We start from the raw sequence: 22,883 nt of genomic DNA, 5'->3' as shown, positions 1-22,883 counted from the left end.
CGCCCGGCCCCACGACGTAGCTTTCGTGGGCCACCTCGCCGACCTCGGAGAGGTGAGGTTTGGTGTCGCGGCAGGCGTTCGGCCGTCGAGGTGTTAGCCCGAAGGCGACGGCGATCACCGTGGGGGCGGCGCCCGGCCCCACGACGTAGCTTTCGTGGGCCACCTCGCCGACCTCGGAGAGGTGAGGTTTGGTGTCGCGGCAGGCGTTCGGCCGTCGAGGTGTTACCCTGGAGTCCCGTAGGTAAACAGGTATTTCGGGCCTGATTCGGCCGACGGGAGACGCATTTGCGACCACTGCGCCATGTGCACACTGACACCAAACACATTTTCGTGACGGGTGGTGTCGCCTCGTCCCTGGGTAAGGGCCTCACCGCCTCGAGCCTCGGGCAACTTCTCACTTCTCGTGGCCTGCGGGTCACTATGCAGAAACTCGACCCGTATCTCAACGTCGACCCGGGGACGATGAATCCGTTCCAGCACGGTGAGGTTTTCGTCACGGAGGACGGCGCCGAGACCGATCTCGACGTCGGCCATTACGAGCGGTTCCTCGACCGCAACCTGTCGCAGTCGGCGAATGTGACCACGGGACAGGTCTATTCGTCGGTCATCGCGAAGGAGCGGCGCGGCGAGTATCTCGGCGAGACGGTGCAGGTGATCCCGCACATCACCGACGAGCTCAAGGCGCGGGTGCTGGCGATGCGCGAGCCCGGCGACGACGGCGAGACCCCGGACGTGGTGATCACCGAGATCGGTGGCACGGTCGGCGACATCGAGTCGCTGCCGTTCATCGAGGCGGCCCGGCAGATCCGGCACGACGTCGGACGCGACAACGTCTTCTTCATCCACGTGTCGCTGGTGCCGTATCTGGCGCCGTCCGGCGAGCTCAAGACCAAGCCGACCCAGCACTCGGTGGCCGCGCTGCGCAACGTCGGTATCCAGCCCGACGCGCTGATCCTGCGGTGCGACCGCGAGGTCCCCGAGGGCCTCAAGAAGAAGATCGCGCTGATGTGCGACGTCGACATCGAAGGCGTCATCTCCACCCCGGACGCACCGTCGATCTACGACATCCCCAAGGTGCTGCACCGCGAGCAACTCGACGCCTACGTCGTGCGCCGCCTCAATCTGCCGTTCCGCGACGTGGACTGGACGGAATGGGGCGAGTTGCTCAAGCGGGTGCACGACCCGCGGGAGACCGTCGTGGTGGCGCTGGTCGGCAAGTACGTCGACCTGCCCGACGCGTACCTGTCGGTCACCGAGGCGATCCGCGCGGGCGGCTTCGCCTGGCGAGCCCGCACCGAGATCAAGTGGGTGCCGTCTGACGAGTGTCAGACCCCGGAGGGCGCACAGGCCGCGCTCGGCGACGTGCACGCGGTGCTCGTCCCCGGTGGATTCGGAATCCGCGGCATCGAGGGCAAGGTCGGCGCGATCCGGTACGCCCGCACTCGCGGCATCCCGCTGCTCGGCCTGTGCCTCGGCCTGCAATGCGTGGTCATCGAGGCGGCCCGTGCGGCCGGACTCGACGAGGCGTCGTCGACGGAGTTCGATCCCGACACACCCTTCCCGGTGATCTCCACGATGGCCGACCAGCACGAGGTCGTCGCCGGAGAGGCCGACCTCGGTGGCACCATGCGACTCGGTGCCTACCCGGCGGTCCTGGAACCCGGCTCCGTGGTGGCCGAGGCCTACGCGACCACCCAGGTCTCCGAACGCCACCGCCACCGCTTCGAGGTCAACAACGCCTACAAGGACAAGGTCGCGCAGTCGGGCCTGGTGTTCTCCGGCACCTCGCCGGACGGGCATCTCGTCGAGTTCGTCGAATACCCGCCGTCGATCCATCCGTTCTTCGTCGCCACCCAGGCGCATCCCGAGCTGAAGAGCCGGCCCACGCGGCCGCATCCGCTCTTCCGTGCGTTCATCGACGCAGCACTGAAATATAAAGCGGCAGAACGACTTCCGGTGGATCTCGGCGACTACGAGCCGCCGTCGACGGAGGATTCGGACGACGACCTCGAGGAACGTGGCGCTTGACGAAGCCGGGAGAACCGGCCGACGGCGGCGGGTCGGCCGGATCGCACGAGTTCACCGTTCGGCGTAGCCGGACCATCTATGACGGGGCCATCCTGACCCTGCGGGTCGACGAGGTCGAGATGCCCGGCGGTCGGGTGGCCGAGCGGGAGGTCGTCGAGCATCACGGTGCCGTCGCCGTCGTCGCACGGGACGAGCAGGGGCGTATCGCCCTCGTCCGGCAGTACCGGCATCCGATCGGCCGGCGATTGCTCGAGTTACCGGCCGGGCTGCTCGACGCCGGGGCCGGCGAGTCGCCCCTCGATGCCGCGAAACGGGAACTCGCCGAAGAGGTCGACCTGGCGGCCGAGCAGTGGCATGTTCTCGTCGACGTCGACCTGTCACCGGGTTTCACCGACGAGGCCCTCCGGATCTATCTCGCCGAAGACCTGCGGCATCTCGACCCCGCCGAGCGTCACGACGAAGAGGCCGACATGTCGGTGGAGTGGATGTCGGCCGACGACGCCGTGGGCGGCATCCTCGCCGGGGAGATCGTCAACGCCACCTGCGTGGCGGGGATCCTCGCGGTGGCCGCCGCGTCGGATCCCGGTGTCGTTCTGCGCGATGCCACCGCACCCTGGACCGATCGGCCGACGGCCCTGCGCAAGCGACGAGAAGCACGGTGACCGGGGCACCGGTCTCCGCGTCGGCGACCGCCGACGCGGTGATCCGCTACCTCGATCACCTGACCGTCGAACGTGGCGCGGCCGCCAACACCGTCAGCTCGTACCGGCGTGACCTCGGCCGCTACGAGCAGTATCTGGCCACGCGCGGGATCGACACCCTGACCGAGGTCGCCGAGAACGACGTCCGGGAGTTCCTCGTCGAGCTGCGGCGCGGCGACCGCGACCTCGGGCAGGCGCCACTGGCGGACAGCTCGATCGCACGAACCCTGGTGGCGGTCAGAGGCTTTCACAAGTTCGCCGCGGCCGAGGGGATCGTCGTCGACGATGTCGCGCATGCCGTGGCCCCGCCACGGCCCGCCCGTCGGCTACCCAAATCACTCCCGGTCGACGAGGTCCTCGCGATCCTCGAGTCGGCCGGAGCCGCCGACCATCCGCGTGCGCTCCGCGATCGCGCATTACTCGAACTGCTCTACAGCTGCGGAGCGCGGATCTCCGAGGCGATCTCCCTCGACGTCGACGACATCGACACCGACAGTCGCGCGGTGCGGTTGCGCGGCAAGGGCGGCAAGGAAAGAGTCGTTCCCGTCGGCGGGCCGGCGATCGACGCCATCGAGGCCTATCTCGTGCGGGGGCGGCCGGGGCTGGTGCGCCGGGCCGAGCCCGCGCTGTTCCTCAATGCACGAGGCGGCCGCCTGTCGCGGCAGAGTGCGTGGCAGGTGCTGTCCGACGCCGCGCAGCGCGTGGGGCTCGACAAGGCGGTGTCCCCGCACACCCTGCGCCACAGTTTCGCCACCCACCTGCTCGACGGCGGCGCCGATGTGCGCGTGGTGCAGGAACTGCTCGGCCACGCCTCGGTGACGACGACGCAGGTGTACACGTTGGTGACGGTCAACACCATGCGTGAGGTCTACGCGACCGCGCATCCTCGCGCCCGATGACGACGCGCGGCGATGCGCCACGGGATCGGGCACCCGACCCACTAGTCTTGACCACAGTCCGGCGATCGTCGCAACGGCCAGACGGCGGCACGACAGCGGCGACACGACAGAAGGGAGCGGCGGACACGTGAGCACCCCGGGGGCACCGCGGTCTGCCGGACCATCCCACGATCCGTTCCGTATGCCGATGCAGCTCGGATTCGATTCGGTACACCACGGCGACGACGACTCGGCGCCGCCCGCCTTCGTGCGCCCGAACCCGGGTGGCAACCCGGCGACGCCGGGCGGCAGCGTGGTCGCGGGGTATCCGGGGAACCCCGGGAGCCCGCCGGCTCCGGCTAGTCCGGCTAGTCCGGCTACTCCCGGTGGTCCGGCTGCTCCGGGTAGTCCGGCGACGCCGGGTGCGCCGCCGACTCCGGTCACCCCGGGTGTCGCTCCCGCGAGTCCCGAGGCACCGCCGGTCACTCCGGAAGCACCGCCGGCCAGTCCCGAGGTGCCGCCCGCCGGTCCCGACCAACCGTCCACGACCCCTGGCCCGCCCGGCGAACCCAGCGAACCCGGCGCGCCCGCCGGCTCGGAGGGTCCGGCCGGACACACCACGCCCGAGCCGGCCCGCCCCGAGATCGGTCCGACCGGCCGCCCGTATCGCGAGGTGCCCGAGCCGACCCAGCTCGAACGGCACGGTCCGGCCACGGTGATCGCGGTATGTAACCAGAAGGGCGGCGTCGGCAAGACGACGTCGACGATCAATCTCGGTGCCGCCCTTGCCGAATACGGTCGCCGCGTCCTGCTCGTCGACCTCGACCCGCAGGGTGCGCTCTCGGCCGGGCTCGGCGTTCCGCACCATGAACTCGATCAGACCGTCTACAACCTGCTGGTGCCCCCGCACGCGCCCACCGATGAGGTGCTGATGCGCACCCGCGTCGAGGGTCTCGATCTGCTGCCGAGCAACATCGACCTGTCGGCGGCGGAGATCCAGCTGGTCACCGAGGTCGGGCGGGAGCAGTCACTGGCCCGTGCGCTGCATCCAGTCCTCGATCGCTACGACTTCGTCCTCATCGACTGTCAGCCGTCGCTGGGCCTGCTGACCGTCAACGCGCTGGCCTGCGCGGACACCGTCCTCATCCCGATGGAATGCGAGTACTTCAGCCTTCGCGGGCTCGCGCTGCTCACCGACACCGTCGACAAGGTCCGCGACCGGCTCAACCCGCGGCTGGAACTCGGCGGCATCCTGGTCACCATGTTCGACGCCCGCACCCTGCACTCCCGTGAGGTGATGTCCCGGGTCGTCGAAGTGTTCGGCGACACCGTCTTCGACACGGTCATCAGCCGCACCGTCCGTTTCCCGGAGACCAGCGTCGCCGGCGAACCGATCACGTCGTGGGCGCCGAAGTCGGCCGGTGCCGAGGCCTACCGGGCGCTCGCGCGGGAGGTCATCGCGCGCGACACCCGACCCGCATGACCGACGTTCCCGGAGATCTCGCCGCCACCGCCGATATCGAGGTGGCCGTCGAGCAGCCTTCGGAACCCGCGGCCGACAAACCCACCGGATTCCAGGTCAGGCTGCGTAACTTCGAGGGGCCGTTCGATCTGCTGCTCAACCTGATCAGCCAGCATCGCCTCGATGTCACCGAGGTCGCGCTGCACGAGGTGACCGACGACTTCATCGCCTACACCCGCGAGATGGGCCCCGAGGTGGGTCTCGAACAGACCACCGAGTTCCTCGTCGTCGCGGCGACACTGCTCGACCTGAAGGCCGCCCGGCTGCTGCCGACCGGCGAGGTCGACGACCCCGAGGATCTCGCGCTGCTTGAAGCCCGCGACCTGCTCTTCGCGCGGCTGCTGCAATACCGTGCCTACAAGCAGGTCGCTGCACTGTTCGGCGAGCTGGAAGCCGCTGCGCTGCAACGCTATCCGCGGGCTGTGTCGCTGGAGAAGCAGTTCGAGGAGCTGCTGCCGGAGGTCACCCTGGGCGTGGATGCGGCCGGTTTCGCCCAGATCGCGGCGACGGCGTTGACCCCGCGTCCGGCGCCGGCCGTCGGGCTCGGCCATCTGCACGACATGCACAAGGTGTCGGTGCCCGCGCAGGCGAGGCGTATGGCGGCCATCCTCGGGCAGACGCCGGGGCAGTGGGTGAGCTTCTCGCGGCTGGTGGCCGACTGCGACACCGGCCTCGAGGTGGTCGGGAGTTTCCTCGGGCTCCTCGAGCTCTTCCGGGAGCGGGCGATCGTTTTCGAGCAACTTAAGGCGCTCGGTGAGTTGCAGGTCTCCTGGACGGGTGAACGTGGGGTCGACGACGTCAACATCGACAAGGCGGAGGACTACGGATGAGTGACGGAACCGACCTCACCGACGATGCGGACCTCGACGACCACGGATTGCGGTCGGCGCTGGAAGCCGTGTTGCTGGTGGTCGACACCCCGGTCAGCACCGAGGAGTTGGCGACAGCGGTCGAGCAGGACGCGGCACGCGTCCAGGCGATGCTCACGGCCATGGCGACCGACCTGACCGAGGCCAACAGCGGCATCGACCTCCGCTTCGCCGGCGACGGCTGGCGGTTCTACACCCGCGCCGAATATGCGCCCTACGTGGAACGATTGCTGCTCGACGGCGCCCGGTCCAAGCTGACCCGTGCGGCGCTCGAGACGCTCGCGGTGATCGCCTACCGGCAGCCCGTCAGCCGGGCCCGGGTGAGCGCGATCCGCGGGGTGAACGTCGACGGCGTGATCCGGACGCTGGTCGCGCGGGGCCTGATCAACGAGGTGGGCACCGACCCGCAGACCACCGCCACCACCTATGGCACCACCGAGCTGTTCCTGGAGCGGCTCGGTCTCGCGTCACTGTCGGAGCTGCCCGATCTGGCGCCGCTGCTGCCCGACGTGGATGTGATCGACGACCTCGACGAGGAGCTCTCCGCGGATCCGCGATTCGCCAAACTCGGTGGTCACCGGTCAGACTCGACAGGGAACGAGTCACCCGCGACCGGCGCCGACGACACATCGGGCAGCGTCGCGGACGACAGTGACGACTGACAACCGACAAAGGACACGACATGGCATCCGCTAGCCGAGACGGCACACCGGGCCCCCGCCGCAAGCCCGCACGCGGCCAGAGCTCGAACAAGAACACCGGCGGGAAGAAGACCCAGCGGACCGGGGGCGCCAAACACGGCGGTGCCGACACCCCGCGGGCGAAGAAGCAACACCGCAAGGGGTCGTCGAAGCCGGACGTGCGATCGGGCAAGGTGCGCCTGAACAACGCCCGGCCGGCCCGCCACCAGATTCCCGCCGACAATCCCGAGGCCGGGGCCACCTATGTGGCCGGCGGCGTGCGCCTGCAGAAGGTTCTCGCCGCGGCCGGTGTGGCATCGCGGCGCGGCGCCGAGGAGCTGATCGCCGCGGGCCGTGTCGAGGTCGACGGCGAGGTCGTCACCGAGCAGGGGATGCGCATCGATCCGGACACCGCGGTGATCCGCGTCGACGGTGCGCGTGTCGTCGTCGACGAGAGCAAGCAGTACCTCGCCTTGAACAAGCCGAAGGGCTGGCAGTCCACCATGTCCGACGATCAGGGCCGGCCGTGCGTCGGGGACATCGTCGCCGAACGGGTGATGGCCGGGCAACGGCTGTTCCATGTCGGTCGTCTCGACGCCGACACCGAGGGACTGCTGTTGCTGACCAACGACGGCGAACTGGCCCACCGGCTGATGCATCCGTCCTACGAGGTGCCCAAGACCTATCTGGCCACCGTCCGTGGCGAGGTGTCACGGTCGGTCGGGCGTCGACTGCGCGACGGTGTGGAACTCGAGGACGGGCCGGTCACCGTCGACTCGTTCACCATCGTCAGCGTGCACGAAGGGCAGTCGCTCGTACGGGTCGTGTTGCACGAGGGCCGAAATCGCATCGTCCGCCGATTGATGGAGGAGGTCGGCCATCCGGTGCAGGAACTGGTGCGCACCCATCTCGGCGCGGTCGCGCTCGGCGAGCAACGACCGGGCAGCATTAGGGTGCTCAACAACCGCGAGATCGGGGCGCTCTACCAGGCGGTGGGCCTGTGACACAGGGGGATTCGACGACGGCTGGTCGGGTGATCGCCATCGACGGGCCGGCCGGTACCGGCAAGTCGACCGTGTCCAAACTGATCGCACAGCGTGTCGGGGCGCATTACCTCGACACCGGGGCCATGTATCGGGCGGCCACCCTCGCGGTCCTGAACGCCGGTGTGGCACTCGATGATCCGGACGGGATCGGCGAAGTCGTTGGCAAGGCGGACATCCGGCTGGAACTCGGGGAGGACGGGTGTACGGCATTCCTCGACGGTGTCGACGTCTCGCGCGAGATCCGCGGTGATCATGTGACCAGCGCGGTGTCGGCGGTGTCCGCGGTTCCCGAGGTGCGCACCAAACTCGTTGCCGTGCAACGCAGTGAATCGGCGGGGGAGTTCGTCGTCGTCGAAGGACGCGACATCGGCACCGTTGTGTTCCCGGATGCCGACGTCAAGATCTTCCTCACCGCGACTCCCGAGGCACGGGCCACGCGCCGCCATCGGCAGAACCTTGCGGCCGGGCGGGACAGCGATTACGACGCGGTGTTGGCCAGCGTCAACCGGCGCGACCATCTCGACTCGACGCGGGCGGTGTCCCCGCTGCGCGCGGCCGACGACGCCGCGCTCGTCGACACCAGCGACCTGACCCTCGAGCAGGTCGTCGACACGCTCGACGCCCTTGTCCGCGAACGTCTCTCGACCGATGCGGTCCCGAGCGTAACCATCCCCGACACCGGAGTTCAGTCGTGAGCGAAAACATCACCGGCGCAGACGATCTCGCCGTCCCCGGCGACGGCACCTGGTCGGACGAATCCGATTGGGAGATGGGCGATCTCGACGTCGACGGGGGCGGGGACGAGGCCACGCCGATGCCGGTGCTGGCCATCGTCGGCCGCCCCAACGTCGGCAAATCCACGCTGGTCAACCGGATCCTGGGTCGTCGGGAAGCCGTCGTCGAGGACATCCCGGGCGTGACCCGTGACCGGGTGTCGTATTCCGCGAGTTGGTCCGGCCGGCGGTTCACCGTGGTCGACACCGGTGGCTGGGAACCCGACGCGAAGGGCCTGCAGCAGGCGGTGGCCGCGCAGGCCGAACTGGCCATGCGCACCGCCGATGCGATCGTGCTGGTGGTCGACGCCACGGTCGGGGCGACCGCGACCGACGAGGCGGTGGCGCGGGTGCTGCGCCGCTCGAAGACGCCGGTCATCCTGGCCGCCAACAAGATCGACAGCGAGAAGGCCGAGGCCGAGGCGGCGACGCTGTGGTCGCTGGGCCTCGGGGAGCCCTACCCGGTGTCCGCGGCGCACGGTCGTGGTGCCGGCGATCTGCTCGACGTCATCCTCGACGTCCTGCCCGAGACCCCGCGCGAGGGCACGGGCACGCTGGGTGGTCCGCGTCGCGTCGCGCTCGTCGGCAAACCCAATGTCGGCAAGAGTTCGCTGCTCAACAAGCTCGCCGGCGAGGAGCGGTCCGTCGTCGACAATGTCGCCGGCACCACCGTCGACCCGGTCGACGAACTCGTCGAAATCGATGGCCGCACATGGCAATTCGTGGACACCGCCGGGCTGCGCCGGAAGGTGCGCACGGCCAGCGGCCACGAGTACTATGCGTCGCTGCGCACCCGCGCGGCGCTGGATGCCGCCGAGGTGGCGATCCTGCTCATCGACGCGTCCGAGCCGATCACCGAACAGGACCTGCGGGTGCTGTCGCTGGTGATCGACAGCGGTCGGGCGCTGGTGATCGCCTTCAACAAGTGGGACCTGGTCGACGAGGACCGTCGCTACCAGCTCGACAAGGAGATCGACCGCGAGCTGTCGCGGGTGCCGTGGGCCCGTCGCGTGAACATCTCGGCGAGCACCGGCCGGTCGGTACACAAGCTCGTCCCGGCGCTCGAGGGTGCCCTGGAGTCGTGGGACAAGCGGGTCCCGACCGGCCGCCTGAACAACTGGCTCAAAGAGGTCATCGCGGCCACCCCGCCGCCGTTGCGCGGCGGACGTCAGCCACGGGTCATGTTCGCGACGCAAGCCTCGGTCCGCCCCCCGACGTTCGTGCTCTTCACCACCGGGTTCCTCGAGGCCGGCTACCGTCGATTCCTGGAGCGCCGGCTGCGCGAGGAGTTCAACTTCGACGGCTCACCCGTGCGGATCAACGTCCGGGTTCGGGACAAGCGGGAGCAGCGGCGCGGCAAGCGCTGAGCGTCGCTCCCACACACGTTTTGCCCCGTTTGCACACGAGATTCCGTGTGCAGGCGGGGTAAAACGTGTGCAGTCGCCCGGGGTCCGGCGTGCCGGAGGGTGTGCCATAGACTCCCCGTGTGCTGATCATTGGACTCATCCTGTTCGGAATGCTCATCGGAGCCGGCGCCCAGCTGATCCTCGGCCGCGGCGCCAAGGGAATCGATTGGGGCCTGGCGCTGGTGGCCGGCCTCATCGGATCGTTCGTCGGCGGTCTGCTGATCAGCCTGCTGTCCGGTGACGGCCTCAACTTCCGCCCCAGCGGCATCATCGGGTCCATCGTCGGGGCCATCCTGGTGACCGGTGGCTGGCTGTGGTTCAAGGGCCGGTCGACGGCCGCCTGATCGGAGCCTTCCGAGGCGTGGCGTGATCTGTGTCCGACGCTCTGACCAGGCGATTGGATCGAACCGCACGTCGTCGGCTAGGCTCTTCTACGCTCCGCTTTGGCGGGGCAACGGGCTGTGGCGCAGTTTGGTAGCGCACTTGACTGGGGGTCAAGTGGTCGCAGGTTCAAATCCTGTCAGCCCGACAACTGAATTAGCAGGTCAGGGGCCATTTTCGGACTATCCGAGAACGGTCCCTGACTTGTATTTCAGAGCCATCCTGTCAAGAACCTGCCAGCAGGTCGTCCAGTTGAGTATCACTTGGCACCTGGGTGCCGGAGAGGTTTTGACGTAGATGATGCTGTGGGCCGCGCCAGAGTCTTCGCCAGTACCGCCGCCGAGTTCTACACCAGACGTCTCGGCGGTGCCCTCGGTGCCGTCGTCTACGGTCCCCGATCCGGGCTGGACGCTCACGCAACCGTGGGCGACGTTGGGTGCAGGGCTTCTCGCCGTACTGGCCGCGTCGATCGCGTTCTTTGCCGCGCATCGTGTCTACAAGCAGACGGAACGACACTTCAGGACGACCAACCGGCAGGACCGCTACACGACGATTGCCACCCAACTTGCTGATGCGAATCCGGCGGTGCGGATCGCGGCGGTGTATGCGCTCGAAGCGCTCGCCGATGACTGGCTGAACTCCGGGTCAGTCTCGCGATTCGCCTACCTACGCGCGAGGGCGTGGAATCAGAAGCTACGCGACGAGGTGCGGGCTAGAGCGATGGCCGCAGCGACGAGACAGGCACAAGCGTGCATTAACGTGCTATGTGGCTACCTACGCACTCCGCTGGCATCGCCGCCGGACAATCAGCACACGCTCGTCGAGCGATCGGTGACTACGAATGGTGAAGCTGCAGCGGTCGAGGACCGTCACGCGTATCAGCCCAACGACCTTCACGTGCGAAAAGTCATTACCGATGTGATCGAGGGGCACTGCAAGCGGATTGACCTGAACGGTCGGTGCTGGAGCGACCTTCGATTTGAGTTCGGTGGAGCGCACCTCTACGACGCACACTTCTCTTACTGCGAGTTCAGTGGGCCGATGGACTTTATGGGCGCTGTCTTCTACGACGGCGGATCGTTCGACGGTTGTGTCTTCAAGTACGGCGCGTTCTTCTCTCGAACGCATTTTATCGGTGGAATGGGGAGTTTCTACAACGCTGAGTTCTGCAAGGGCGCCTCGTTCTCGTCGGCCAGATTCGACCACGGTGGATGGTTTGACGAAGCAGTATTTCGCGAGGAGGCTTCGTTTGATCGCGTAGCTTTTGACCATTCGACGAGGTTCCAGCGCGTGCAGTTTCTAGGACCGGCAGAGTTCAAACGGGCGACATTCAGCGACGAGGCCGACTTCACAGGTGCCGAGTTCAACGACGTAGCAGACTTCGACGAGGCAGAGTTCGCGACGAATGTGGTGACAGAGGGTGCCGCATTTGCGAAGGGGTTCCCGGCCCAGATCGAGGGTCCGCGCAGCCTTGAACGGTAGCGTCCTGAGCAGATCGAATCGGGCGGTGTCGACCTAGTCGGGCATTCTGGTAAACGCGCGAGCTTCTACTGTTGGCTGCCTGACCGCGACAACCCCATCGTCTCCGCGTAGCGGCTTGGCGAAGTAGTCGGCGACTAGCGGCAGTAGATCGCGAACCACCACATCCACATCCACACTCACACCGAGCCGAGCTGCCACGGCCTCGGCGCTCGCTCCGCCCTCGTTCTCATCGCAAATCTGGACCGCCGCTGCTAGTACCGCGCGCTCGTCCGGTGTTGTCATATGACAAGTATGGACCTGATGGCCGTGGAAGAGAGAAGGTCTACCCAGTTAGCAAATTGCCACCAGCGCCCCCCATCGCGCCGATAGCGACCTGGTATGCCGTGGAACCGAGCCATCCTGCGATCTGCTGGAATCTCTTCCGTTCTTCCGTTGGGCGTGATTCGTCGTCTGCGGCAGCCTGCAACGTGTCAATCAAACGCCGCAACAGGGTCTCGGGTGACGGCCACTGTCCGGCTGCCCTAAGCGCGTCGCTCGTAGGCTTGCCGACCACGAGAACATCGCCCGCCCCATTGGTCATGCCCTTCTCGAAGTACGGCCCGCGATAGAGAGCACGTAGCGCTCTCTGTACGGTCTCGTCGTCGAGTCCGCAGACACTTGCCAACTCGTTCGCACTCGCCTGCTGCCCTGATTGGTCGTAAATCTCGACGACTGCGCTCAGTACGGGCAGATCGCGGTCTGTCCAGGTGTCACTATTCACGCGGCTGAGTATGCCGCGATGTGCTGACAATGCCGGGCATAAGCGCCGGGATTCGCTCGTGCGGTGGACTCAGGAGAGCCAAGCGGTCGCGATGACGGCCCGTTCGTATCCGACGACCACCGATCGCTCGGCGATGGCCAGGTATTCGTTCTGGGTTGGGGCGAAGGTATCGCGGACGGCCACCGTGTCGCGCCAGCCGTAGGTCGGCGAGGTGGGGCTACCAGCGCCTTGCCCAGACCCTCGACGTACCCTCCGCCGAACACCCAGAGATGGCCGAGCGGGGTACTCGCTGCGCCGCCGCTGGCAATGATCAGATTCGCTTGTGCTGCTGCGGCTGCCACCGCTGCGGAGGCGTGGATGAGGCCGACCGTGTTGGTCTTGGCCAGCTCGGCCACCAGATGTCCCACCGCTGTGACGATGTCGCCCGGTGTGGGTCCAGCGGGTGCGTCGGAGATCAGCCGGGCTGCGAACTCGCGCTCGACGGCGACCTATTCGATCAGGCGGAAGTTCTGCTGTACCCGCGTGCGGACCTCGGCCTGCGACGGCGAGGTCGTGTCGCAGGTGTCGAACGCCCATGACGTGATCGGGTCGAACGGGTCAGGCACCTCGGGTCGGGTGCCGGTCTTCAGCTCGTCAGAATCGGGATCCGGGCACCAGTCGGCTGCCCAGATGCCGAAGGCATCCTCGCCGCCGTTGTTGTGCGGTCGGACCCGGACCCCGCCCGCCAGCCAGCGCGGGATCTCGTCGTCGGTCCAGGTGGTCGCCGCGAACAGACCTGACGGGCTCGGGTTGACCAGGGGTGCCTGGTACTCGATCGGGAGTGGGTTGGGTGTCGCCATGATGTTGTCTCCGTTGGTGTTTGAGTGCTCAAGCGGTCGGCAAACTCACGCGGACCGGCCAGCTTCCCGACGCGATGACCGATCGGTGGTGGCCGTTGTTTTCCGACGGGATGCCGAGTGCGCGGCATGCATCCTCGTGTCGGGCTTCGCCGTGGCGGTGGATGAACTGAGCCAGCTTCACAACAGCAGGCCAGGTGTTCTCGATGTGTCGTTCGATCTCGCGCGGCAAGGGACCACCGCTGGCCAGCAGGGCAGCGTGGTCGCTGTGCCCAAGGTGGCCCAACACCGCCCGGATCTCGCGAAGGTTGGGCGTCCGACCCGCTCGGAACTTCGCCTCGGCGTATGGGCCGCTGTAGCTCAGCTTCGGCCATGTGCCGGTGGGGATGTCCCGGTACTCAGTTCGGCCACGAATGCCGAAGGTGCGACCCCGGTGGAGTTGGACGCGGTCGATGTGAGCGCCCAACAGGACACCGGCAATCGCGTGGCCGCTTTCGTGAACGCACGTCGCCAGCTCGTCGCGTTCAGCCTCGGTGATAGTGGCGAGCGTGAGGGGTGGCCTCGTCGTCATCTTCATATGTCCATCCTTCTCGGTGCGGGATGAACTCGCCGTCGTCGACTCGCTCACGGATCACGTTCACGATGTGGTTCTGGATTTCGATGTCGGTTCGGGTGTCGGTGGTCATGTCGGGCTCCTCGGTGGTGCGACGTCAGCTAGCGACGTCGCGGGTGGTGGTGGGATGCTCTCCGCTGCCGAGGCTCAGCGGATAGCGGTGTCGCGATCTCAGGTCATACGCGTGATTCCTTCGACAGGGGCACGAGTTGTGCATCGAGATCATGTCGGCGGAACCGAAGCTGACCGCGATCGGACAAGCCAACCCGGTAGGCGCGGAGGACGCCGTCGCGGGCATATCGGCGGATCGTCCACTCTGCAACACCCAGAGATTCCGCTGCCTGGGTCGAGGTGAAGTAGTGACGCGGAGCGTCGGTCTCCGGGTGAATCGAGTGCGGTCGTGCGTTCATGTTGGGAGATGTTGCCGTACGTTGGCGCGTGTACACAACTGACTAAAGTCGTTGTTGTGCAACGTGATTGGTGATCATGAGGCGTCTAGGCGAGTCGATCGGTGACTCGACGCCGCAGGTAGGCGTCCATCGCGGTCACGTCGGCGCGCTCGCCGATACGGCCCGACGGAACGCCGAGAGTGACACCGCCCGCGCTCTCGGACAGTAGGTCGTGGGCGATCGTCAGCGCGGCCAAGCTGTCGGGCTGATGCTGCCCGCGCTGCCATCCACACTTCGAGGTCGGGAAGATGGCCTGCGATCCGGCAAGTGCCGACCTCGAACGCCTGCAACAGCGCGCTCTCTCGGGCAAGGCTGTCGCCCATGGCCCCGCTGCCCTTCGGTGGCCACATCGTCACGCGGATTGGCGAGGCCAGCCGGTATCGCGCGCGATTCGTTCGTACGTTGCGCGAGCAGTGAATGCCTCGATGGCGATCTCGCTCGCGCCCACGGTGATCGCCAGGTCGATCGCCGCACGCGCCCAGGCATCGGAGGTCATCTGCGCCGACGCATCGGCTATGACAGCGATCGTGCCGTCGCGGCCAAGCGATGCCGCAACAATTCCCGCTTGATGGCCGTGCCCGCTGTCGGCCGGGTCGACGGCGACAACCGTTCGCACGGGCGCGATGGGGGCAGCGGGTAATCGCCACGAGGCGAGCCATTCACGTTTGATCAGATTGCCCTCGGGACTGCCGGGGACGCCTTGGAACTCCGCGTACCAGTGCCGGTCGTCGAGGGATCGCCGGAGGTCGGCGAAATGTGCGGCCGTGCGACCGACAGTCGATGACATCACCTGCCCCGGCTCACGATGAAGCGCGTCGGGGATACCAGCCTCGGCGACGGCGGGAACGTTGATGAGCTGCCAGCGATCAGCCTCGGCATCGAGTAGGTGCCCGATGAGATCGTTGCGGTGCCAGCGGGTGCCGATGATGACTACTGCGCCACCGGGATGCAGACGGGTCATCACCGTGCCCCGGAACTCGGCCAGTACGCGCCGACGGTGGGCATCGCTGTCCGGGATGTCGGTGCCGCGCTCTGAACCTGCCCGTCGCGGCCCTTGCCACCAGCCACACTTGACTCGGCGGTCACAGGGTTGCGGAGCGGAATTGTTGTCAACACATCCTTGCCTCTGAGTCGCACATCAGATAGACTTCGAACATCAGTTCGAGTACTTGGGGAGGGGGCTCGATGACCAGCGGCACCACATCCGAAGACAATGACGCGGAGATCGTCGGGCTCTACCGTGAACTCGACGATGTGTTGGATCGGATCGCCGCCGCCGATGCCACCCCGGCCTCCTACGACGAGGTCGTGGCGGTCGCCGAAGTCCATGAACGCTCCGCGCGGCGGATGAGCTTCATGGGGTTGCAGCGGCTGCTGGACTGTTCGGATCGCAACGTGGTCGGCGAGGAAGGGTACCGGTCGCTCACCGATTTCATGGTGGACCGGCTGCGGATCACCGACACCGGCCGCCGACGTAAGCAGATGGCGGCGCTGTTGTCGTTGCACGCGCTGTCCGGTGAGAAGTTGGACCCACGATGCCCGACCCTGGCGGAGGCGTTCGCCGAGGGCGCGATCGGCACCGATCATGCGGTGACGGTGATCGGGGTGCTCGACAAACTGCCCGCGAAAATCGACCCCGAGCAACGCGCCGCGGCGGAAGAGCTGATGGCCGACTACGCCCGGGTGCACACCCCGAAAGAGTTGACCACTCTGGGTGCCCGGCTGCTCGCGCATCTCGATCCCGATGGCGCGTTGACCGACGACGCCGATCGGGCGCGGCGGCGCAGACTGCATCTGTCCAAGCAGGATGCCCAGCTGATGAGCGCCCTCGAAGGACAACTCGACCCGGTCACCCGTGCCCTGTTGGATGTGGTGCTCGACGCGTGGGCTGCGCCCGGCATGAACAACCCCGACGACGACGCATCGCCCAAGGGCAGCAAGGACGATGCCGATCCCGAGGCCCTGAAGCAGGCCGCCGAGCGGGACCTTCGCACGCCGGGGCAACGTAATCACGATGCCCTGCACGCGCTGCTGCAGGCGGTCGCCGACGGTGGCCTGCTCGGGAAGAGTCATCGCGGGCTGCCGCCGCACTTGATCATCACCATCTCCGAAACCGAACTGCGCGAGCGGGCCGGGGTGGGCACCACCGCGGGTGGGGCTCTCCTGCCGATCACCGACGTGATCGAACTGGCCGCCGAAGCCCAGCAGCATCTCGCCGTGTTCGCCGACCACAGTGCCCAACCGTTGTATCTGGGGCGGGCCAACCGGTTCGCCAGCCAGGTCCAACGGATGATGCTGCTGGCCCGTGACGGCGCCACCTGCACCTGCCCGGGCTGTAGCCAGCCGTTCACCCACACCGAAGCCCACCACGCCGAACAGGATTGGAAAGACGGCGGGCTCACCGACATCCAGGACCTGGCCGCTGCGTGCCCGACACACAACCGGATGGTCGGCGACAAACCGGGCCAGTGGTCCACCCACATCATCAAGACCGGCCCCGATGCCGGACGCCCGGCCTGGACGCGCAACGCCCGACGCGGCAACGGTAAGGGTCGGCCGCGGGTGCGCATCGATCGCACCCGGGAGGTCGCCGAAGCGTTCACCCGCCAACTGCACCGGACCGACCAGACCCGACCGGCCCAGAATCGTTCGGCCACAACCGAACCCAAAACCCCCACCGGACCTCCCGGTCACCCCGACGAACGACCGCGCATTCCACGGTTGATCGCCGCCGGATGGGGCGTCAACCGGGTCAACCTCGGGTGACCCTTCTCCGGTTACCACAACTCACACTTCGCCGGTACTTCGGCCGGTTATCCACAAATTCGACCTCCGCGCCCGAGATCGGGTCGTCGATGCCCGACGATGGCAGGCATGCAACTCGATCGGAGGACGAATGACTGACCGCACCTTGGGATTCAACGCCGGCCGCGCCGACGAGGTCACGCTCGGCATGGCCATGTCCGGCCATGTCCGGCTGTGGCGTGATGGCGAGCCATCGCTGTGGAAGATCCGCAAGTTCTCGGATACTGATGAGCTGGAGCGACTACAGGGTTCGGGCGCGATCTCGACCGAGAGGTTCGACCGCGCACATCATCGTGAATCGGCCAGCTTGGACATCGCGAATCAGATTCTGTGCGTGGGCAAGACGCTTGCGTCGTCCCACCGAGGTGGCATGACAATGGGTCAGGGAATCTTCATCAAAGTGTCCCCGGCGACCGGAACGGAGAAGTGCCCGTACCAGAGCTGGGATTCCGTCGAGGACGTCATCATCCGGGCAGCTGATGGCGCACAGGCGCGGGGGGAGGTTCTCGTGGTCGGCAGAGGCCCAGACCCGCGTGCGGCTGGGCCATCGATACTGCCGGGCACCTCCACGGTCAATGCATGGATCTACTCGGTCGTCTCGGCGTCGCCCCCGCCCACGGCCGGAGCATGGGCAGAACATGAATCGGCACTGACGGATGACCGATCCACGTTGGTGGCGACGTTGTCTCCGATGGCGCGTGGCGAAGCTGCCGAACTTGCCGTAGCAGCCCTGAAGGAATGGGGTGTGGAGCCCTTCGACGTCGGCATCGCCTACGTCGTCCCGATCGAATTGTTGACATCCCCAACCTCGCCCGCCGGTGGATGACGAGCGCTACCAACGTCATTCGCAGGGCGAATGACGTTGGTAGCGAGGCGATCAGCCCAGCGCCGCCAGCCGCGTCCAGGTGTCGACGACGGTGTCCGGATTCAGCGACATGGACTCGATGCCCTGCTCGAGCAGCCATTCGGCGAGGTCAACGTGATCGCTCGGCCCCTGCCCGCAGATACCCACGTACTTCCCGCGAGCCTTACAGGCCGAAATAGCCGCGGCCAGCATGTGTTTCACGGCCGGGTCGCGTTCGTCGAAGGAGTCCGCGACGAGGGCCGAATCGCGGTCGAGCCCGAGCGTCAGCTGCGTCATGTCGTTGGAGCCGATGGAGAAGCCGTCGAAGTGATCGAGGAACGCATCGGCGATGACCGCGTTGGACGGCACCTCGCACATCATGATCACCTCGAGGCCGTTCTCGCCGCGGCGCAGGCCGTGGGAGGCGAGCAGCGAGATCACTCCCTCCGCCTCGGTGAGCGTGCGGACGAACGGGATCATGATCTTGACGTTGGTCAGGCCCATCTCGTTGCGGACGTACTTCAGTGCCGCACATTCCATGGCGAAACAGTCGGCGAAGTCCTTCGACAGGTACCGCGACGCCCCGCGGTAGCCGATCATCGGGTTCTCCTCGTCGGGCTCGTAGAGCTCACCGCCGACCAGTTTCGCGTATTCGTTGGACTTGAAATCCGACATACGCACGATCACCGGGTGCGGCGCGAACGCCGCAGCGATCGTCGCGACCCCTTCGGCCACCCGGTCGACGAAGAAGTCGCGGGCACTCGGATAGGCCGCGATCGCTTCGCCGACCTGCTCCTTGAGTTCTCCGTCGAGAGTGTCGAAGTCGAGCAGCGCCTTGGGGTGAATCCCGATCTGGCGGTTGATCACGAACTCCAGTCGCGCGAGGCCGACGCCATTGTTCGGCAGGCGGGAGAACGCGAACGCCTGCTCGGGGGTGCCTACGTTCATCATGATCTTGGTGCTGATCTCGGGCATCGCCTCGATCGTCGATTCGGTGACATCGAAATCGAGCAGGCCGTCGTACACGTACCCGGTATCGCCCTCCGCGCACGAGACGGTCACCTCGCGGCCGGCGGTCAGCGACCGTGTGGCGCCCGCGGAACCGACGACCGCGGGGATGCCCAGTTCGCGGGCGATGATCGCGGCGTGGCAGGTGCGTCCGCCGCGGTTGGTCACGATCGCGCTGGCGCGCTTCATGATCGGCTCCCAGTCGGGGTCGGTCATGTCCGCGACGAGCACCTCGCCGGCCTGGAACTCGTGCATCTGTTCCACCGACTCGAGGATGCGTACGGCACCGGCGCCGATCCGGGCGCCGATCGCCCGCCCTTCGGCGAGGACGGGACCGGTCTCGTTGAGACGGAACCGCAGCTGGCCGGTCACCGCCGCGCGCGACTGCACGGTCTCCGGGCGCGCCTGGAGGATGTACAGCTCGCCGTCGACGCCGTCCTTACCCCACTCGATGTCCATCGGGCGCCCGTAGTGTTCCTCGATCAACAGTGCCTGGCGGGCCAGTGCCTCGACCTCGGCGTCGGTGAGGCTGAGCAGTCGCCGATCGCCGGGCTCGACATCGACGAACTCGGTCGTGCGGCCGACCGAGCGGTCGTCGGTGTAGACCATCTTGGTTGCCTTCGACCCGACGCCGCGCTTGAGCACGGCCGGGCGGCCCGCGCGCAGGGCGGGCTTGTAGACGTAGAACTCGTCGGGGTTCACCGCTCCCTGGACGACCGCTTCGCCCAGACCGTACGAGGACGTCACGAAGACGGCGTCGGGGAAGCCGGACTCGGTGTCGATGGTGAACATGACGCCCGAGGCGCCGATGTCGGAGCGCACCATCTGCTGCACGCCCGCCGACAGGGCAACGGCGTCATGGTCGAACTTGTGATGCACCCGGTAGGCGATGGCGCGATCGTTGTAGAGCGAGGCGAACACCTCTCGCATCGCCTGCAGTATCGCGTCGATACCGCGCACGTTGAGGAAGGTCTCCTGCTGCCCGGCGAAAGACGCGTCCGGAAGGTCCTCGGCGGTCGCACTGGATCGCACGGCGAACGAGGCCTCGTCCGAACCGCCCGACAACTCGGCGAACGCCGTCCGGATGTCGGCCTCGAGATCCTTGGGGAACGGCTGATCCATCACGGCCGCGCGGATCTCGCGTCCGGCCTCGGCCAGCGCCTGCACGTCGTCGGTGTCGAGATCGGCGAGGCGGGCACTGATCCGCGCGGCCAGGCTGGTCCCGGAGTCGTCGGGCCTGCTCAGGAACTCGCGGTAGGCGTCGGCGGTCGTCGCGAACCCGTTGGGCACCCGGACACCGACGCCGGTCAGATTCCGGACCATTTCACCGAGCGACGCGTTCTTGCCGCCCACCTCCTCGAGGTCGGCGAGGCCGAGGTCGGCGAACCATCGGACGTTCGTGTTCATGAAATGGCTCCTCAATTTTCAGGGTGGGGCCTGCGGGCGAGAACTTGCAGGATGAGTGTGGACATTTCTTCGACGGATTTCGCCGACGAGTCGATGACGGGAAGGTCGTGCGTGCGGTACAGGGCCTCGGCGCGCTTGAGTTCGTAGGCGCACTGTCGCAAGGAGGCGTACGTCGAGTCCGGACGGCGTTCCGAGCGGACCGCACTCAGGCGCGCCGGGCTGGTGATGAGGCCAAAGCAGCGGTCGGCGAGGTGCCGGATCGGACGTGGCAGGTCGGTGCTCGTGAGGTCCTCGTCGACCAGCGGATAGTTCGCGACGCGCAGGCCGTGCTGCAGCGCGAGGTACATCGTCGTGGGGGTCTTACCGCAGCGCGACGGCGCCACCAGGATCACGTCGGCCTTGTCCAGCGAGCGAATACTCTGGCCGTCGTCGTGCTCGATCGCGTACTCGACGGCCTGCATGCGGGCGTTGTAGCGCTTGACGTCGCCGACGCCGTGCAGCCGCGCCGGCGTCCGGGCGCCGCGGGTGCCGAGAATGGTCTCGACCTCTTGCATGTGCACGTCGAAGAAGTCGATCAGCGGGGCACGGGTCTTGTGCAGTTCGAGACGGACGTCGTCGAGCGCGGCGGTGACGAACACGAGCGGTGTCACGCCGTTGTTCATCGCGGCGTCGATTCTGCGCACCACCTCGCGGGCGTCGTCGGGGGTGGTGATGAACGGGATCAGCGTCCGGTCGAACCGGTGATCGGGAAAGTGCAGCAGTAGCGCATTACCCATGGTCTCGGCACTGATACCGGTGCTGTCGGAGAGGAAGAAGACCGGGATTGCCTCGCCGGCGTGTGCCCCACTCACCTGATCGTTTCCTATCGGCCTACGTCACTGTGGCCTCTATCGTTGCTCAGGCGGTTTGCGGGCTGTCGGGCAGGTCGCGTAACCGACGGTTCGTCGGGCGTTCAGGTCATGCCGGGGGCGCGTTTCGACGGGACACCAGGTCGTCCGACGGCCGAACATTCTGGTTACGGCAGAACAGGTTGTCCGGGTCGTAGCGATCCTTCAGGGCGACCAGACGCCGGTAGGTTTCCGGGCCGAACGCCGCACGGACGCGGTTGTCGTCGACCTCGGTGAAGAAGTTGAGGGCCATGCCGTCGACGGTCCATGGCCGTGCGGTTGCCGCGGTTACCCTGACCCAGTCGACCTGACGTTCGTCGTCCTGGCTGGTCCAGATGCCGTAGCAGTGGTAGTACCACGGCGCTGCGCGACCCCGGATCGGCGTGGCGTCGTCGGGGACATCGCCGACCGCACCGCCGCCGCGGGCCAGGATGATCACGCTCGCGGGCGAGGTCGCGGTGTCGGCCCGATCGATCAGGGCGTCGATGGCGGCATCCGACAGGTTTCCGAGCAGGTCGGAATGCCAATAGTTCCGACGGCCGGGCGGGTTGCCGGGATCGGTCAGTGCCTGAAGCTGTCGGTAGGGAAGCGGGCCCAGCATGTCGACCGCGGGTTCTCCGAGCTCGGCGAGGGCGGCGACCGCACCGGGCCCGTCGTCGAGGGCCCCGAAGTACGCCACGATCACGCACACCACGGGCCGTCCCTTCAGTTCGTCGGGTACGAAGGGCGCGGGCGGTGCCGTCTGGAACACGAGTCCGCCGCTGAGTTCGCGCGGTGCATCGGCCATCAGATCGCGATATCGCCGGCAGACCGCGGGTGCCTGGTCGCGCCGGTACATCAGCAGGCCGCCGTACACGGTCGGCCCCACCGGGTGCAGACGCAGCTCGAACTCCGTCACCACACCGAAGTTGCCGCCGCCGCCGCGAAGTCCCCACCACAGCTCGGGATTCTCGGTCGCGCCGGCGGTGACGACACGGGCATCGGCGGTGACCACTCGAGCCGACAGCAGGTTGTCACACGCCAGGCCGTGCTTGCGCTCGAGCCATCCGCTTCCGCTGCCGAGGACGAAGCCGGCGACCCCGGTGGTGGTCATCCGGCCGCCGGTCGTCGCGAGTCCGTACTGCTGCGTCGCGGCGTCGAGCTCTCCCCAGGTGACCCCGGGACCGACCCGAACGGTTCTCGCGTCGGGGTCGATCGAGATCGTGCGCATCGAGTGCAGATCGAGTAGCAGTCCGCCGTCGACCGTCGAATATCCGGCGACGGAGTGACCACCCGCACGAACCGCCAACGGGAGCCCCGCCGACTGCGCGAACAGGATCGCCGCGATGACGTCGCCGTCGCAGGTCGCCCGCGCGATCGCCACCGGCCGTCGGTCGAACATGGCGTTGAACACCGCGCGTGCCTCGTCATATCGCGCCCCGTCGGCCGCGGTGAGGATCTCGCCGGCGAAGGTGGAACGGAGAGGGCCGAGGGATGTCTCGTCGATCGTGGTCATGTCTTGGAGTGTG

At 67.1% G+C, this 22,883-nt stretch carries 23 protein-coding genes and 1 tRNA gene; 14 read left to right on the top strand and 10 right to left on the bottom strand.

Annotated features, from left to right (window positions below; genetic code table 11):
* Positions 1-285: 285 nt before the first annotated feature.
* The 12 genes from ACWDTI_RS15775 to ACWDTI_RS15720 all read left to right on the top strand — a co-directional run bounded on the left by ACWDTI_RS15775 (position 286) and on the right by ACWDTI_RS15720 (position 11,766).
* Entirely contained in the window at positions 286-2,028 is a 1,743-nt protein-coding gene (locus tag ACWDTI_RS15775) for a CTP synthase (RefSeq protein ID WP_449739038.1), read from the top strand.
* Entirely contained in the window at positions 2,025-2,690 is a 666-nt protein-coding gene (locus ACWDTI_RS15770) for an NUDIX domain-containing protein (RefSeq protein WP_449739037.1), read from the top strand. Before ACWDTI_RS15775 ends, ACWDTI_RS15770 begins: the two co-directional genes overlap by 4 nt.
* Positions 2,687-3,628: a site-specific tyrosine recombinase XerD gene (gene xerD / locus ACWDTI_RS15765; RefSeq protein WP_449739036.1), complete on the top strand. Its 942-nt coding sequence runs from the start codon at positions 2,687-2,689 to the stop codon at positions 3,626-3,628. The genes ACWDTI_RS15770 and xerD overlap by 4 nt, the downstream gene beginning before the upstream one ends.
* Positions 3,629-4,121: 493 nt before the next feature.
* Positions 4,122-5,090: a ParA family protein gene (locus ACWDTI_RS15760; RefSeq protein ID WP_449739054.1), complete on the top strand. Its 969-nt coding sequence runs from the start codon at positions 4,122-4,124 to the stop codon at positions 5,088-5,090.
* On the top strand, positions 5,087-5,959 hold the full coding sequence (locus tag ACWDTI_RS15755; RefSeq protein WP_449739035.1) for a segregation and condensation protein A: 873 nt from the start codon (positions 5,087-5,089) through the stop codon (positions 5,957-5,959). The genes ACWDTI_RS15760 and ACWDTI_RS15755 overlap by 4 nt, the downstream gene beginning before the upstream one ends.
* Complete coding sequence (gene scpB, locus ACWDTI_RS15750; RefSeq protein ID WP_449739034.1) at positions 5,956-6,660, top strand: SMC-Scp complex subunit ScpB; 705 nt, start codon at positions 5,956-5,958, stop codon at positions 6,658-6,660. Before ACWDTI_RS15755 ends, scpB begins: the two co-directional genes overlap by 4 nt.
* 20 nt (positions 6,661-6,680) lie before the next feature.
* Entirely contained in the window at positions 6,681-7,682 is a 1,002-nt protein-coding gene (locus tag ACWDTI_RS15745; RefSeq protein ID WP_449739033.1) for a pseudouridine synthase, read from the top strand.
* Positions 7,679-8,419, top strand: a complete 741-nt coding sequence (gene cmk / locus ACWDTI_RS15740; protein ID WP_449739032.1) for a (d)CMP kinase — start codon at positions 7,679-7,681, stop codon at positions 8,417-8,419. Before ACWDTI_RS15745 ends, cmk begins: the two co-directional genes overlap by 4 nt.
* Entirely contained in the window at positions 8,416-9,864 is a 1,449-nt protein-coding gene (der, locus tag ACWDTI_RS15735) for a ribosome biogenesis GTPase Der (protein WP_449739031.1), read from the top strand. The genes cmk and der overlap by 4 nt, the downstream gene beginning before the upstream one ends.
* Positions 9,865-9,983: 119 nt before the next feature.
* Complete coding sequence (locus ACWDTI_RS15730) at positions 9,984-10,247, top strand: GlsB/YeaQ/YmgE family stress response membrane protein (protein ID WP_449739030.1); 264 nt, start codon at positions 9,984-9,986, stop codon at positions 10,245-10,247.
* A gap of 111 nt (positions 10,248-10,358) precedes the next feature.
* Positions 10,359-10,432, top strand: a tRNA-Pro gene (locus tag ACWDTI_RS15725).
* Between the two features lie 149 nt (positions 10,433-10,581).
* Entirely contained in the window at positions 10,582-11,766 is a 1,185-nt protein-coding gene (locus tag ACWDTI_RS15720; RefSeq protein ID WP_449739029.1) for a pentapeptide repeat-containing protein, read from the top strand.
* Positions 11,767-12,088: 322 nt separating this feature from the next.
* Here ACWDTI_RS15720 and ACWDTI_RS15715 read toward each other — a convergent pair whose 3' ends face one another.
* The 7 genes from ACWDTI_RS15715 to ACWDTI_RS15685 all read right to left on the bottom strand — a co-directional run bounded on the left by ACWDTI_RS15715 (position 12,089) and on the right by ACWDTI_RS15685 (position 15,385).
* On the bottom strand, positions 12,089-12,526 hold the full coding sequence (locus ACWDTI_RS15715) for a hypothetical protein (RefSeq protein WP_449739028.1): 438 nt from the start codon (positions 12,524-12,526) through the stop codon (positions 12,089-12,091).
* A gap of 488 nt (positions 12,527-13,014) precedes the next feature.
* Complete coding sequence (locus ACWDTI_RS15710; RefSeq protein WP_449739027.1) at positions 13,015-13,365, bottom strand: hypothetical protein; 351 nt, start codon at positions 13,363-13,365, stop codon at positions 13,015-13,017.
* A gap of 28 nt (positions 13,366-13,393) precedes the next feature.
* Positions 13,394-13,594 (bottom strand): hypothetical protein, encoded by a 201-nt coding sequence (locus ACWDTI_RS15705; protein ID WP_449739026.1) that lies wholly within the window; start codon positions 13,592-13,594, stop codon positions 13,394-13,396.
* Positions 13,595-13,886: 292 nt separating this feature from the next.
* Entirely contained in the window at positions 13,887-14,048 is a 162-nt protein-coding gene (locus ACWDTI_RS15700; protein ID WP_449739025.1) for a hypothetical protein, read from the bottom strand.
* Positions 14,049-14,151: 103 nt separating this feature from the next.
* Positions 14,152-14,385: a helix-turn-helix domain-containing protein gene (locus tag ACWDTI_RS15695; RefSeq protein ID WP_449739024.1), complete on the bottom strand. Its 234-nt coding sequence runs from the start codon at positions 14,383-14,385 to the stop codon at positions 14,152-14,154.
* Between the two features lie 85 nt (positions 14,386-14,470).
* On the bottom strand, positions 14,471-14,620 hold the full coding sequence (locus ACWDTI_RS15690) for a hypothetical protein (protein ID WP_449739023.1): 150 nt from the start codon (positions 14,618-14,620) through the stop codon (positions 14,471-14,473).
* Positions 14,621-14,776: 156 nt separating this feature from the next.
* Positions 14,777-15,385 carry a hypothetical protein gene (locus ACWDTI_RS15685; RefSeq protein WP_449739022.1) on the bottom strand — a complete coding sequence of 203 codons (609 nt, stop codon included), beginning with the start codon at positions 15,383-15,385 and terminating at the stop codon, positions 14,777-14,779.
* Positions 15,386-15,609: 224 nt separating this feature from the next.
* Here ACWDTI_RS15685 and ACWDTI_RS15680 point away from each other — a divergent pair, with 224 nt between their 5' ends.
* Both ACWDTI_RS15680 and ACWDTI_RS15675 read left to right on the top strand, forming a co-directional pair.
* Positions 15,610-17,190, top strand: a complete 1,581-nt coding sequence (locus ACWDTI_RS15680; RefSeq protein ID WP_449739021.1) for a DUF222 domain-containing protein — start codon at positions 15,610-15,612, stop codon at positions 17,188-17,190.
* 130 nt (positions 17,191-17,320) lie between these two features.
* Positions 17,321-18,055: a hypothetical protein gene (locus tag ACWDTI_RS15675; RefSeq protein ID WP_449739020.1), complete on the top strand. Its 735-nt coding sequence runs from the start codon at positions 17,321-17,323 to the stop codon at positions 18,053-18,055.
* A gap of 51 nt (positions 18,056-18,106) precedes the next feature.
* Here the strand turns inward: ACWDTI_RS15675 and ppsA are convergent, their stop codons facing one another.
* The 3 genes from ppsA to ACWDTI_RS15660 all read right to left on the bottom strand — a co-directional run bounded on the left by ppsA (position 18,107) and on the right by ACWDTI_RS15660 (position 22,870).
* The gene (ppsA, locus tag ACWDTI_RS15670; RefSeq protein ID WP_449739019.1) at positions 18,107-20,488 is read right to left on the bottom strand and encodes a phosphoenolpyruvate synthase; all 2,382 of its coding nucleotides are present in this window, start codon (positions 20,486-20,488) and stop codon (positions 18,107-18,109) included.
* Positions 20,489-20,499: 11 nt separating this feature from the next.
* Positions 20,500-21,339, bottom strand: a complete 840-nt coding sequence (locus tag ACWDTI_RS15665) for a pyruvate, water dikinase regulatory protein (protein ID WP_449739018.1) — start codon at positions 21,337-21,339, stop codon at positions 20,500-20,502.
* A 106-nt stretch (positions 21,340-21,445) separates the two neighbouring features.
* Positions 21,446-22,870: an FAD-binding oxidoreductase gene (locus ACWDTI_RS15660; RefSeq protein ID WP_449739017.1), complete on the bottom strand. Its 1,425-nt coding sequence runs from the start codon at positions 22,868-22,870 to the stop codon at positions 21,446-21,448.
* Positions 22,871-22,883 lie beyond the last annotated feature (13 nt).

It is taken from the genome of Gordonia sp. NPDC003424 (assembly GCF_053588655.1).
This window is presented reverse-complemented; position numbering and strand designations above follow the sequence as displayed.